The organism is Streptomyces sp. NPDC001714, assembly GCF_042892755.1.
GTDB lineage: Bacteria > Actinomycetota > Actinomycetes > Streptomycetales > Streptomycetaceae > Streptomyces.
Genome location: NZ_JBIAUL010000017.1, coordinates 56,510 through 69,239, shown reverse-complemented (window position 1 = coordinate 69,239; position 12,730 = coordinate 56,510). Strand labels below are relative to the sequence as shown.

The following is a 12,730-nucleotide window of genomic DNA, read 5'->3' as shown; positions in this document are numbered from 1 at the left end:
CGCGTCCGTGTTCACCGCCACCCCGAACACGACACGCACAGTGGTTCACCGCCAACACCGCGAAGTCCGCACCGTTTCAGGAGTCGCCCCGTGCCCGAGCAGCACACCCCCGCCGAGGTTGTCGACCTCGCCCAGCACCGTCCCGCCGTCGACGTCATGGCGCAGCACGGCCGTTGTGGTCGCGCCCTCGCCACCGGCGCCCCGTGCCCCGATCACCCCCTGTCGTCCTCGGCCGCCCTGCTCGCCACCTCGGCCGGCGCCGCCGAAGCCTTCACCCGCGCCATCGCCACCGTCGGGCCGAACGGCCGCCGCGCCATCGAGGAGACACAGCAGTCCCTCGCCTTCAACGCGAGCAGCAGCTCGCCCGCGCTGCATGCCCTTGCCGCTGCCCTGCTCGACCCCCAGTCGCGCACCGCCGATGCCGCGTACGCCACCGCCCGCACTCTGCTCGCCGCCCACACCCGCGAGTGCGCCCGCCTCGCCCGCGCCCGGCACGAGGAGACCCGCGAGCGATGGGGCGTGAACCGCGGCACCCGCGCCCTGCTTACTGGCATGGACAGCATCCGCAAGGCCCTCGACGCGCACGCCACCAGCCTCGACCCGGCCGAGGCGCAGCAGTGACTACGCAGAGCCTCGCCGCCGATGTGCTGGTCGCCACGGCAACCGTGATCGTTGCCGGCGCTCCCTTCGGATGGTGGGCCGGCCGCCGCGACCCCGGTCCCCTCGGTGGCCGACACCGTGCCGACCGTCGCGACCGTCGCCGCGCCCAGGACGACCGCGACCTGTTGCGCCTCGCCCGCCACCACGACCGCAAGCACCACCAGGAGCAGCAGCCTTGAGCCCCCGATCGGCGCACCGAGCGCCCAAGGGTCGCAACCGCGACCGCACCGACCGGCGGGCCGTCCTCGACGTCCTGCTCGGTCGCGCCGACCGCGGCGCCCTGTCCACCGCCGAGGCCGCCCTGTTGCGCGAGCACGTCGCCGAAGAGGTACGCCTCGCCGACGAGAACCGCCGCGCCATGGCCGGCACCACGCAGGCACTCGCACGCCACCGGGGCGCAGCCGACGCCGCCATACGGGAGTTGGAACAGCGGGCCGTCGACGCCGAGGAACAGCTCACCGCGTACCGGGCCGTCACGGAACAGTGGTCCCAGTGGCAGGCCCGCGCCCAGCAGGCCGAGGCCACCCTCGCCCGCGTGCGCGCCGCCGCCACCCTCGGCGCCGCCCTCGCCGCCGTCGCCGAACACGACGGCCTGTCGCCCGAGCAGGTCGCCGTACACACCGCGTTCGCCACGGCCGCCGACAGCACCGAGGCCCGCCTCGCCGAGCAAACCCGCTCCCACGCAATCGAGTTGGCCACCGTCCGCCGCGCCGCCGTGCACCAGCTCGACGCCCTCGGCACCGCGCTCACCGCCACGCAGGCCCGCGCCATCCGGTACCGAACCGCATGGTTCGCCGCCCGCCGCGACCGCCGCGCAGACCGCACCGCCATGGCAGCCGAGTTGCCCCTCGCACAGGCCGTCGAGCGCGTGCGCGCCCTCACCGCACGGATGCGCGCCGGCTCGCCCCAGGGCGCCGCCGCCATCTACGCCGACCGTATCGAGCAGGCCCTCGCCATCGACAACGAGCACCAGGAGCAGCACGCATGACGACCACCCCCGGCCAGCGCGCCGCCGACGACCTCGCCGCCGTCCGCGAGCAGTGGGGCGACCTGCTCGCCGCCATAGCCGAGCCGCCCCGCCCTGCTGAATGGATGCCCTACGAGCGCCGCGGATTCCTCGACCAGCTCGCCGCCGACGACCGCGCCGACGACGACCGCGCCGACGACGACCAGGCCCTCGCCAATGCCGCCGTCGGCCGTCTGCCGCTCACCGTCCGCGAGCATCCGGCACCGGCCAACCTGCGGGCCCTCGACGCCGCCCTCGACGTCGAGCGCGAGGTGTTCGACATGTGCGACGCCGTGACCGACCGCGTGCAACTCCCCACCCACGACGCGAGCGACCCGCGTCTCTGGCACGTGCCCACCCACCGCGACGCGGGCCCCGCGAGCGTCGCCTCGGCCGGCTCACGCGCGTACGGCCTTCACTGGGCCGCCGTATGGCTGGAGGGGCGAGCCCTCGACGACGACCCGGCCGACCGCGCCCTGTTCGCCCTCACCCCCGCGGCCCTGGTCGACCAGATCGCCGACGTCGCCCGCACCGCACGCCGCCGCGTCGAGGGCGCCCTCGGCCGCAACGTCCGGACGATCACACTCGACGACGCGTGCCCGTTCTGCCAGGCCGGCCGCATCACCGTGCACAACGGCGGAGGCGACCCGCGCGCCGCCGTGGCAACCTGCTCGACCGGCCCGACGTGCCCGGCCCCGGTCGAGGCCGAGCGAGGGCGCCGCGCATGGCGGGGGCCCGCCCTGGTCGATCTGTGGACGGCCCTTGACGCCCGGCGCACCGTGCCCGCGTAGGGCGCACCAGAGCGCACGCCCCCGGGAGCGCCACCCGAGGGCGCCACCGCAGCCGCCCACATCACGGCTCAGTAACGCCACCTGTAACCATTGCTGCAATCATTGCTGTAACCGCTACTGTAAGGATTCCTGACGGGTCCTCACCCCGGCAGGAACGCCGGACCTCACCCGGCGCACCACCCACCAGCACAGGAGCGACACTGTGAACACCTTCGCCGCACGCCGCGCCACCCAGCGCACGACCGGCCACTACCGCAAGCCCGGCACCGACCGTTCGCACTGCGGGCGCGACCTCGACCACACCCCCACCCCGGCCGAGCAGTTCCTCGCCATCTGCAAGGCGTGCGCAAAGACCGAGGCCCGCGACCGCGCCGAGGCCGAGGCCGTCGCCGACAGCCACCGCGAGGGCGCCGCCGAGCAGGCCCTCGCCCAGTCCCTCACCCCGAAGATGCGCGAGGTTCTGCCCGCCGTCGTGGCCGCCGTCAGCTTCCGCGACACCGGTCTCGCCAACCTCCCCAAGGGCGTCACCGACCCGAGCTTGCAAGCGCTCATCCGTCGCGGCCTCGCCGAGAAGTACGACACCGGCGAGACGTTCGTCGGTTTCGAGGGCCGCATCTTCAAGGTGATGCACTACCGCGCGACCGACCTCGGCCGCACCGTCGCCACAGTCCTCACCGCCGACCAGGCCGAGGCCCCCGCCGTACAGGCCGCCCCCGTCGCAACGAACGCATTTGAGCAAGGCACCGCCGGCCTGCTCGACGCACCGCGCCCCGGCCGGTACCAGCTCCGCGTGTGCGAGGCCCCCCGCGACGTCTGCGAGCGTGGACTCTGCCGCACCACCTCTACCCGCGCCGCCGGCACCCTCGACGAGGTGCGCGCCGCCGCCACGATGTTCCGCCACGCGTGGCCCGTCGACGAGCAGGGGAACCCCGTCGAGGACGACGACCAGGCCACCGCCGAACCCCTCTCCGTCGAAGCCCTCGTCCTCACCGTCGTGTGCCCGACGTGCCGCGTCGCCGCGGGCGCCCGTTGCATCACCGGCGCCAGCAAGCTCGCACGCGAGTCGCACGGCCGCCGTTTCGAGGCGTTGGAGCAGGCCGCCGGCATCACACAGCACCGCGCAGCCGCCCGCCGCGAGGCGGAGGCCCGCGGCGGGTGGCTTACCTGCCTCGACCGCAAGGCCGAGGGGGACCTACTGACGGCCTACGCCGCCCGCATCAACGCCCGCGCCCAGCTCGACGACGACCAGGCCCTCGCCGCCGAGGCCACCGAGGGCACATGGCAGGGCGCATGGATCGGCGAGCGCCAGGCCGCCGACGCCCTGTTCGACGTCGACCGGGCAACGGAACAGGGCGCCCTGTTCGACGGCCGCGCCGCCCAATAGCCCCCGACCGGCCCACCCTCGCCCGAGGGCGGGCCCCGCACAGCACCGACAGGAGCACCCCAGATGAGCAACCGCCCAAGTCTCATGGAGTTCCGCGAGTACCTGCTCGCAACCATGGAGGAGGCACCGCGGGGCGGCATCTTGCGAACCGCCGCACAGAACACCTTCCTACAAACCATCGTTGACCTGATCGACGACTACAGCGCTGAACAGGCTGAGGCCGCCGAGAGTGAGCGAATCGATCCGCTCAGCAGAAGCTACTTGGGATGGATCGCCAAGAGCCACGACCGCGCCCAGGACGAGTACAAGCGCGCCCGCCTACTCGACGAGGTTGCCGACAACTTCACCCTCTACGACGTCCACATCATCCGGAACGTGGCCGCCGCCCTCGCCGACGCCATGCCGCGGATGGCCCACACCGCCCGTGAAGAGGGCATGAGCCCTGACGACATCGCCAAGCGAACCGGCTATACCGCGTCCCGCGTCGCCCAGTTCATCCGGCAGGAGAAGGAGCACCGCGCCGCGCCGCCCACGCGGTACACATGGCGTATCGATGTCCATGGCACTGATGGCCGGACCAGCAAGACCGGCGAAGCCGACGTGACGCCAGCCAACCTCTATCGCCTCGCCGAGCGCTTGCTCGCCGAGACCAGCCCGCGAAACCAGGCCCGCATTCACATCTGGAAGGGCAGCGCAGGCGACGACACCGACGCCGTGTACCGCGAACTGCGCCCCAAGCGATAGAGGCCCGCACATGCAGCGGGCCCGCCCGGTTCCTCACAAACCGTATGGACGGGCCCTGACCACCAAGGAGCGACCCAAGATGGCTACACCGCAGCGTACCCAGCGCCGCGCCCGCCCGATCGCCGGCACCCGGCCGACCGTCCGCCTCGACGAACAGTTCGCCCGAGACCTCGCCGTCCTCATGGAGACCGGCGACGATCTGACGACCGCCATGCGGACGGCCGTCGGCATCGTGGCCAACCTCTACCGGACCGCGTGGCACCACCAGATCGTTCCCGTCGGCACCGCGCCGACGCTCGGGTCATACCGGTTCATGGAGAAGCCGCCGTTCGTCGGCCCGTCCAGCCTCCCGCAGGTCGACCACACCGGGCCTATGTGGACGCCCAGCAGCAGACAGACCAGCACGGATGACGTCCGTCGGCATCAGCAGCCGACACGGCCGCCGCAGCGTCAGCAGACCAGCCGACCGCCCGTCCGCCCGTAGCCGACGCATCAGCAGCAGCAACGCGCCCCGTCCGCCGAATCGTCGGCAGGCGGGGCGCCGCCGTCAGCAGCGGCGCCGACCGGTCGCGGGCCCGCTCACGCGCGCTGCCGCTACCGCGCCTTGGTGTGATGACGGAAATTGCGCCACTCATCGCGCAGCTTTGCCGCAGCCCTGAGTGCCCGCACCGCCTTGCTCGACAGAACTGATGCCTGATCAAGGGCATGCCCCACGATCACGGAAGCCCCGCCGATCGTGGCGACGGCTGCCGCGATCCATCCCACCGTTTCCATCGGTACCGGCCTCTCGGTCGAGTGGCCGGTACCGGTACGCGCGGGCATCCCGGATCGGCCACCATTTCGTTGGTGGACGAACCGAGAGCCCGGCTGTGCCCGAGTCCTCGCGTCTCCCGGCAGGCGCCCCCCAAGTGCACAGCCTGTACCTGCCGCCGGAAACGAAAGCGCAGCCCAGCATCCCGCCGGACAACACTGCGAAGGGCATTCCCAGTCATCGAACTGATCACTTGCGTCGTGACCTTTCCGTGACCTATTGTTGGCCGCGTCTTCGGCGTGCCCGCACACGGACGCCCTACATCGAATGCCCTGCCGCTCCCCCAGCAGCGGGGCATTCGCATGTGCCCTGCAACCATCCCCACGCGTCGCACGTCCCTCTTACGTAACGCTTACCAACCCGTGGGGGGACAACCCGTGAAGCATCGCGCCACCGCCTTAACCCTCGCCGCCGTCGCCACCGTCGCAGCGCTCACCTCATGCAGCAGCAGCGACGACGCCTCGGCGAAGAAGTCGACGTCGACGGCCGCGCCCGAGTCCGTGAGCGCCAGCGACGCCGCCGCCGCTCTGCACAACGCCGGCATTCCGGCGAAGCCGACCGGGCAGGCGCGCACCGACCTACTCGCCGCACTGCGCAAGGTCAGTCCCGCCCTGGTTGTGGACGAAGACGACGCAATCGACAACAGCCGCAACCAGTGCTCTGCCATCAACGGCAAGTCAGCCAAGGTCGATTGGTCCGCGCAACAGCGATTCGGCACCAGCTCGCACGAGGTGAGCGACGCCGAGGCAAAGCAGATCAACGCCGCGTTGGCGACGTTCTGCAAGACCGCGTAGCGGCCCCGCCCTCGACTCCCCACCGTCCGCGACGGTGGGGCGTTTCGCATGTCCGGGAGGTGACCGCCCATGGCCGCGGGCCGCCCCATCGACGACAACGACCGCCGCCGGGTGCGCGAGCTGCACGCCGCGGGCAAGTCCCGCAACGACATCGCCCGCGCCATCAAGCGCAGCCCTTCGACCGTTTCGAAGATTGCCGGATCGTTCGAGCCGCCGCTTACCTTCGACCGCGCCGCCGAGGTCGCCGCGGCGACCGCCGTCCGTAAGGCCGATCTCGCCGACCGGCGCAGCGCCCTCGCCCTCGCCCTGCACGAGGACGCCGAGCGGCTACGCGCCCAGCTCTGGCAACCGACGATCTACGGCGAGTTCGCCGGCAAGGACGGCAAGTGGCAACAGGTCCACCTCGACCAACCGCGGTTTGCCGACCAACGGCAGATCATCAGCGCCACCGCGACCGCCGTACAGCAGTCCCTACGCCTCGCCCCCGTCGAGGGCGGCGAGGGCGCCGAGCAGGTGCGCAGCATGTTGGGTGCTCTCGGCGAGGCACTGACGCAGGCCGCCGGCGACCCGGACGCCACGGAGGACGCCGGCGGGGGGTGAGCGCTGTTGCTCGACCTCGACCGCCTGCCCCTGTCTCGCAAACAGCTCACGTCCATCGGACAAGCGACCGCCCGTATCAACCTGTGGCACGGGTCGGTCCGGTCGGGCAAGACGATCGCCTCGCTACTGGCGTTCGTGATCGCCGTCGCCACGGCCGGCCCGTCCGGGCTGATCATCGTCTGTGGGCGCAGCCTCCAGACGATCGAGCGCAACGTGTTGGAGCCCCTACAGGACCGCGCCCTATTCGGTCCCCTCGCCCGGCACGTCGTGCACACCAGGGGCGCCACCACGGCGACCGTCCTCGGCCGGACCGTCCACCTGATCGGCGCCGCCGACGCGCGCGCCGAGGGCCGGCTACGCGGCCTCACGGCGCAACTCGCGTACGTCGACGAGGCGACCCTGTTGCCCGAGGGGTTTTGGACTCAGCTACTCGCCCGCCTGTCCGTGCCCGGCGCGCGCCTGTTCGCCACGACGAACCCCGACTCGCCGCGGCACTGGCTCAAGACGGGATACATCGACCGCGGCGCCGAACTGAACTTGCGTGCGTGGCACTTCAAGCTCGCCGACAACCCGTCGTTGTCGCCCGAGTACGTCGCCGACCTCTCCGCCGAGTACGTCGGATTGTGGCGCCGCCGCATGATCGATGGGGCGTGGGTGGTCGCCGAGGGCGCCGTCTATGACATGTGGGACGAGTCCCGGCACGTCGTCGACGTGTTGCCCCCGATGCGCCGTTTCTGGTGCGGCATCGACTACGGCACCACCAACCCGTTCGCCGCCGTCCTGCTTGGCGAGGGAGTCGACGGCCGGCTGTACGTGACGAACGAGTGGCGCCACGACTCCCGCGCCGCGCACCGCAGCATGACCGATGCGCAGTACAGCGCCGCCGTCCGATCGTGGCTCGCCGACCTCGCCGTGATACCCGAGTGGACGTTCATCGACCCGAGCGCCGCATCGTTCTCTACGCAGATGTGGCAGGACGGGCACCCCGGCCTCGCCCGCGCACGGAACGACGTGGTGGAAGGAATCCGGTCCGTGGCCGCCCTGCTCGCCGCCGGCCGGCTACTGGTGCACGAATCCTGTACCGGCCTGCTCACCGAGTTGCCCGGTTACTCATGGGACCCCAAGGCCACCGAGCGCGGCGACGACGCCCCGATCAAGGCGGACGACCACAGCGCCGACGCACTGCGCTACGCCGTCCACTCCACCGCCCACGAGTGGCGCCACCTGCTCACTCTCGCCGCCTAGGCGTCACGCTTCCTGGCATACGCCACGCCGGTCAGAAAGATGCCGAATAGGGTGGGGAAAGCCGCACCTCCGGCCATCACAGCGGCCAGTCGCGACGCTCCCAACATCCCTACGGCAACAGCGACTACGACTCCGGCAATCAGGCTCAACTGAGCCATGATCACAACCTCATACACACGGTGATTGCACACCGGCGCCGGTTGCGGCTCCGACATGGACCGTCCCTTTCGTATCGACAGAAACCATGACTACGAGGCGTTCCTGTCGCCCGCGTTGGTCTCTCCATGCACTTATACGAATCCAACGCGTGGTTGGTTTCCTAACTCTCTGTAATCGGGCGCTCAGTTGAGCGGGTGCCTTGAAACCAGCAGGCCGGCCAGCCAGAAACGAACATCAACGAGGTGATCACCGATGCCGCTCCCCGCGGACAACACCCCGTGGCCGCCGCCGCAGTGGGCCCGCCACTACCGCGAAATGGCCGTAGACGATGCGTGGTACTCCGGCGACCGACACCGCCTGTCCCGCCTCTACCGTCACCACGCCACCCGCGAGCGGAAATGGCGACTGTGGGGGCGCCGGCGTCACGACGACACCCGGCCGGACCACCGCCTACACGTCCCCCTCGCCGGCGACATCGCCGCGACGTCCGCCGATCTCCTGTTCGCCGACATGCCGAAGATCACGGCCGCCGACACCGCGACACAGGATCGCCTCGACGACCTCGCCGACCGCGGCCGGCTGCAATCCCTCTGCCTCGGCGCCGCCGAGCAGGCCGCCGCCCTGTCCGGCGTCTACCTGCGGACGACGTGGGACCGCAACGTTGCCGACTACCCGATGATCACGCCCATGCAACCGGACGCCGCCATACCCGAGTTCAGGTTCGGCATGCTCCGGTCGGTCCTGTTCTGGCGGGAACTCCCCGGCCCCGGCGGCGACCGCGAAGTCTGGCGGCACATCGAGGCACACGAACCCGGCTACGTCCGGCACGCCCTGTACCAGGGCACCCGCGACAACCTCGGCCGGCTCAGGTCCCTCGCAGACCACCCCGACACGCTCGCCCTGGTCGACAGCCTCGACCGCGAGGGAGACGGGCAGACCATCAGCACCGGCATACCGCAGCTCACCGCGAGCTACGTGCCGAACATGCTGCCCAACCGGCTGCACCGCACCGCGCCCATCGGGCGCAGCGACTACGCCGCCCCGATTCACGACCTGTTCGACAGCCTCGACGAGACATGGACGAGTTGGATGCGAGACATCCGCCTCGCCCGAGCGCGGCTGATCGTCCCGGACGGGTACCTACGCGACAACGGCCCCGGACAGGGCGCATCGTTCGACGCCGATCAAGAGGTATGGGCCGGCCTGAAGATCCCGCCGACCGAGGGCGGGAACGGCATCACCCTCGCCCAGTTCGGGATCCGAGTCGACGAGCACCGGGCGACCGCCGAGAGTCTGGTCAAGCAGGCAGCACAGGCCGCCGGCTACTCGCCCAGTTCGTTCGGCCTCGACGCCGACGGGCAACCGGCAACCGCCACCGAGGTTGACGCCCGCACGCAGCGCAGCATGATCACCCGGACCAAGAAGGCCGGACACTGGCGGCACGCCCTCGCCGAGCAACTGCACGTACAGCTCTTGCTCGACCGCGCCATGTTCGGCAGCAGGGTCACGCCGCAGCGCCCCAACGTCGAGTTCGGATCGGGCGTGGCCGAGTCGATGCAGTCCGTTGGGACGACCCTCGACCTGCTCGCCCGCGCCGGCGCCGTCAGCACCGCGACCAAGGTCAAGGTGTTGCACCCGGAATGGGACGACACGGCAGTGATGGCCGAGGTGGCACTCATCCTCGCCGAGACCGGCGCCAGCGCCCCGGATCCGGTCGGGACGTTCCCCGCTACATAGCGTCGCTCCAACGACTCTCACCGACGTTCCAGACATGTTGGACGATGCGCCGCTCATTCGGAACGGCGCCGCTCGCCACCCACTTCGTTTCCTGCCACATGAGCCGCGGCGTGGGATCTCCGGCAAGCGGCGGGGGCGGCGCGGTGCCCAACGCAACGAGCTGCCCTAGCCCCTCGGATGAGATATCCACCGGCATGAGGAGGTCCCAGCCCCCATCCGTCTTGGCATAAACCCACTCAGGTTCCGTGGAATCACGAGTCGTGGGCTCGCGGCGTAGGAGGCGATCGATGAGTCTTTTAGCTGACTCATCAACCGCCGCCGCGGCCTTGTTTCCGTAGTGGCTGGCAACGGCTTGCAGAAAGGGTGCCGCAGCCATGCCAGCAGCAACGCTGAACATGACCTGGCCACCGCCTAAGAGGACTCCAGCCGTATCCCCTCCGATACGGAAGGTAGAACCGCCGTCGGACGCTTTGTGATTGTCGGCCACTTCGACATCCTCTCCCCTGCACAGCATGGCAGTTGGGCCAACGGCTTACCAGCGAACTCCGGCGAACGGGGGGTGAGTCGATGCCGATTCACCCGGGCATGGTCGAAGACCTCGCCGCGGGCACCCGCGACCTGTACGCGCATGCCGAGGAGCGCCTGTTGGGCATCATCGCCCGACAGCTCGCCGCCGGCCTCGACGCCCCAGGGTGGGCCGAGCGAAAGCTGTCCGCTGTGCAGGCCCTACGCACCGCCTCACAGGCCGTTGTAGACGAGGTGGGCAAGGCCGTCACTCTCGACGTGTTCGACGCCGTGGCCGAGGCGTACAACACCGGTCACCGGGCCGCCGTAGCCGAGTTGGGCGCCCTGGCCGACGACGCGCGCCGGCTGGTCGACGACGTCACCCCGAACGCGCAGGCCGTCGACCGCCTCGCCGAGCAGACCGTCACCCTGTTGACCGACCGGCACGCGTCCATTCTGCGGACCGTCGAGGACGGCTACCGCGCCGTTGTCGCCGAGGTCACCGCAACGCCCCTGCTCGGTACCGGCACCCGCCGGCACGCCACGCAGGACGCCATGCGCGCATGGGCCGACCGCGGCATCACATCGTTCACAGACCGCGCCGGCCGCCGATGGCAACTCACCTCTTACGCCGAGATGGCCGTACGCACGTCCGTCGGGCGAGCCGCGACCGAGGCGCACGCGCGCACCCTCACCGACGCTGGAATCGATCTGGTCATCGTCTCCGACGCCCCGCGGGAATGTCCGCTGTGTCGCACATGGGAAGGCAAGGTGTTGTCCCTGTCCGGGGCGGACGGGCAACGCACGATCGAGGTCGAGCACGCCGTCGACGACGGGCGCATGGTCCGTGTGCACGTCGCCGGATCCCTCGACGAGGCCCGCCGCGCAGGACTCCAGCACCCCAATTGCCGGCACTCGACCAGCGCTTACGCCCCGGGCCTGACCCGCCTCGACGAGCCGAGCAGCGACCCGGACGGGTACGAGGCCGGACAGCGACAGCGCGCGATCGAGCGGAACATCCGCCGGTACAAAAACCGCGCCGCCGCCGCGGTCGACCCCGAGGCCAAGCGCCAGGCGAACGCCAAGGTGAGGCAGTGGCAGGGCGCCATGCGCGACCACCTCGACGCCCACCCCGACCTACGCCGGCTCAGGCACCGCGAGCAACCGGGCGCCTCGAACCTCCCCGAGCGGCGCGTCGAGGCGACGCCCGAGCAGGTCGACACCGCCCGCGTGTGGTCCGGCGATGAGCGCAGCGTGCGCGCCATGTCTGACGACCAGCTCGCCGCCGCGGAACGGTCGGACCTGCTCGACCAGCGCGCCCGCGACCGGATCGCCGCCGAAGCCGACCGCCGCGACCTCGCCGACCTACTCGACCGCGCCGCCCCCGGCGGACGCCTCGCCGACGACCTCACCGGGTTGTCAGACACCGAGTTGAGCCGCCTGCTGGGCCACGTCGACACGTCCGACGCACTGCGTATCGCCGGCGAGTTCGACCGCCGCGACCTCGCCGCCCGTCTACCCAACGTCCGCACCGACCTTGTGCAGTTGTCGGACGACCAGTTGGCCGCCCGCGTGCGCGACGCCCTCGCGCACGGCACCGACGACGTGCCCAGCCTCGCCGCCGAGGCACACCGCCGCGACCTGCTCGCCGCGTACTTCCCCAACGGCACCCTTGCCGCCGATCTTTCGGCCGTGGGGGACGACGCGTTGGCGTGGTGCATGCAGTACGCCAACGATGACGAGCTACTACGGATCGCCGCCGAGATGGATCGCCGCGACGCCGTGCCCCTACCCGCACCGGCCGCGACCGGCGACGCCGTGGCCGATCTGCTCGCCAACCGCGACGCCCTCGCCGACGCCATGGGCAACGCCCCCGACCCCGAAGGGTGGGGCGCCCTAGCCGACGACGCCGCATGGGCTGACGAGTTGGCAACCGCCATCGCCGCCGACGCCGCCCGAGGCGTGACCGAGGAAACCGCGCGCATCGTCACCCGGGCCGAGGCCCGCGCCATGTACGACGAGTACGTGTATCAGCAGATGCTCGCGGCCGAGGACGCCACGAACGGCTATCTCCTCAACAAGAAGGCCCAGGCCGCAGGGCATAACCCCATCACCCTGTTCAGCGGGCCGGCCCGCATCGCCTATGCACGCGCGTCGGACGAGCTGAAAGAGTGGTGGGCCGAACACGGCCGACTCACGCAAGCCGAGTTCATCGAACAGGCGACCGGCAAGGCCCAACGGTGGGCCGCCGACGCCCGCAAGAACGAGTCCGACCACCAGAACAAGAGGTGAGCC

At 70.9% G+C, this 12,730-nt stretch carries 14 protein-coding genes; 12 read left to right on the top strand and 2 right to left on the bottom strand.

The annotated features are described in order from the left end of the window. Nucleotides 1-90 precede the first annotated feature (90 nt). From ACFY0P_RS36825 to ACFY0P_RS36795, 7 genes are all read left to right on the top strand, one after another. A complete protein-coding gene (locus ACFY0P_RS36825) occupies nt 91-621 on the top strand; it encodes a hypothetical protein (RefSeq protein WP_388923417.1) in 531 nt (176 codons plus the stop codon). Continuing rightward, entirely contained in the window at nt 618-839 is a 222-nt protein-coding gene (locus ACFY0P_RS36820) for a hypothetical protein (RefSeq protein ID WP_388923415.1), read from the top strand. Before ACFY0P_RS36825 ends, ACFY0P_RS36820 begins: the two co-directional genes overlap by 4 nt. Further along, on the top strand, nt 836-1,648 hold the full coding sequence (locus tag ACFY0P_RS36815) for a hypothetical protein (protein WP_388923412.1): 813 nt from the start codon (nt 836-838) through the stop codon (nt 1,646-1,648). The genes ACFY0P_RS36820 and ACFY0P_RS36815 overlap by 4 nt, the downstream gene beginning before the upstream one ends. Further along, nucleotides 1,645-2,457 carry a hypothetical protein gene (locus ACFY0P_RS36810; RefSeq protein WP_388923409.1) on the top strand — a complete coding sequence of 271 codons (813 nt, stop codon included), beginning with the start codon at nt 1,645-1,647 and terminating at the stop codon, nt 2,455-2,457. The genes ACFY0P_RS36815 and ACFY0P_RS36810 overlap by 4 nt, the downstream gene beginning before the upstream one ends. A gap of 202 nt (nt 2,458-2,659) precedes the next feature. Further along, nucleotides 2,660-3,841: a hypothetical protein gene (locus tag ACFY0P_RS36805; protein ID WP_388923406.1), complete on the top strand. Its 1,182-nt coding sequence runs from the start codon at nt 2,660-2,662 to the stop codon at nt 3,839-3,841. 63 nt (nt 3,842-3,904) lie between these two features. Then, the gene (locus tag ACFY0P_RS36800) at nt 3,905-4,585 is read left to right on the top strand and encodes a hypothetical protein (protein WP_388923403.1); all 681 of its coding nucleotides are present in this window, start codon (nt 3,905-3,907) and stop codon (nt 4,583-4,585) included. A gap of 79 nt (nt 4,586-4,664) precedes the next feature. Beyond that, a complete protein-coding gene (locus ACFY0P_RS36795; RefSeq protein WP_388923400.1) occupies nt 4,665-5,069 on the top strand; it encodes a hypothetical protein in 405 nt (134 codons plus the stop codon). Between the two features lie 110 nt (nt 5,070-5,179). On the opposite strand, the gene ACFY0P_RS36790 is transcribed toward ACFY0P_RS36795, so the two are convergent. Beyond that, nucleotides 5,180-5,407, bottom strand: a complete 228-nt coding sequence (locus ACFY0P_RS36790; RefSeq protein ID WP_388923397.1) for a hypothetical protein — start codon at nt 5,405-5,407, stop codon at nt 5,180-5,182. 366 nt (nt 5,408-5,773) lie between these two features. Between ACFY0P_RS36790 and ACFY0P_RS36785 the strand changes: the two genes are divergently transcribed. The 4 genes from ACFY0P_RS36785 to ACFY0P_RS36770 all read left to right on the top strand — a co-directional run bounded on the left by ACFY0P_RS36785 (nt 5,774) and on the right by ACFY0P_RS36770 (nt 9,931). Beyond that, nucleotides 5,774-6,190 carry a hypothetical protein gene (locus ACFY0P_RS36785; RefSeq protein WP_388923394.1) on the top strand — a complete coding sequence of 139 codons (417 nt, stop codon included), beginning with the start codon at nt 5,774-5,776 and terminating at the stop codon, nt 6,188-6,190. Between the two features lie 69 nt (nt 6,191-6,259). After that, nucleotides 6,260-6,790, top strand: a complete 531-nt coding sequence (locus tag ACFY0P_RS36780; RefSeq protein ID WP_388923391.1) for a helix-turn-helix domain-containing protein — start codon at nt 6,260-6,262, stop codon at nt 6,788-6,790. 6 nt (nt 6,791-6,796) lie between these two features. Continuing rightward, complete coding sequence (locus ACFY0P_RS36775) at nt 6,797-8,035, top strand: PBSX family phage terminase large subunit (protein ID WP_388923388.1); 1,239 nt, start codon at nt 6,797-6,799, stop codon at nt 8,033-8,035. Nucleotides 8,036-8,446: 411 nt separating this feature from the next. Further along, nucleotides 8,447-9,931, top strand: coding sequence for a phage capsid protein (locus tag ACFY0P_RS36770; RefSeq protein WP_388923385.1), 1,485 nt, complete (start codon nt 8,447-8,449; stop codon nt 9,929-9,931). On the opposite strand, the gene ACFY0P_RS36765 is transcribed toward ACFY0P_RS36770, so the two are convergent. Beyond that, nucleotides 9,924-10,418 (bottom strand): hypothetical protein, encoded by a 495-nt coding sequence (locus tag ACFY0P_RS36765; protein ID WP_388923382.1) that lies wholly within the window; start codon nt 10,416-10,418, stop codon nt 9,924-9,926. The genes ACFY0P_RS36770 and ACFY0P_RS36765 overlap by 8 nt on opposite strands. Nucleotides 10,419-10,498: 80 nt before the next feature. Between ACFY0P_RS36765 and ACFY0P_RS36760 the strand changes: the two genes are divergently transcribed. Further along, a complete protein-coding gene (locus ACFY0P_RS36760) occupies nt 10,499-12,727 on the top strand; it encodes a phage minor capsid protein (protein ID WP_388923379.1) in 2,229 nt (742 codons plus the stop codon). The last annotated feature ends 3 nt before the right edge of the window (nt 12,728-12,730 follow it).

Excerpts from the sequence above, each read along its gene's own strand:
- ACFY0P_RS36810 (WP_388923409.1), top strand. The coding sequence starts at position 1,645 with ATGACGACCACCCCCGGCCAGCGCGCCGCCGACGACCTCGCCGCCGTC.
- ACFY0P_RS36800 (WP_388923403.1), top strand. The coding sequence starts at position 3,905 with ATGAGCAACCGCCCAAGTCTCATGGAGTTCCGCGAGTACCTGCTCGCA.
- ACFY0P_RS36795 (WP_388923400.1), top strand. The coding sequence starts at position 4,665 with ATGGCTACACCGCAGCGTACCCAGCGCCGCGCCCGCCCGATCGCCGGC.
- ACFY0P_RS36790 (WP_388923397.1), bottom strand. The coding sequence starts at position 5,407 with ATGCCCGCGCGTACCGGTACCGGCCACTCGACCGAGAGGCCGGTACCG.
- ACFY0P_RS36780 (WP_388923391.1), top strand. The coding sequence starts at position 6,260 with ATGGCCGCGGGCCGCCCCATCGACGACAACGACCGCCGCCGGGTGCGC.
- ACFY0P_RS36770 (WP_388923385.1), top strand. The coding sequence starts at position 8,447 with ATGCCGCTCCCCGCGGACAACACCCCGTGGCCGCCGCCGCAGTGGGCC.
- ACFY0P_RS36760 (WP_388923379.1), top strand. The coding sequence starts at position 10,499 with ATGCCGATTCACCCGGGCATGGTCGAAGACCTCGCCGCGGGCACCCGC.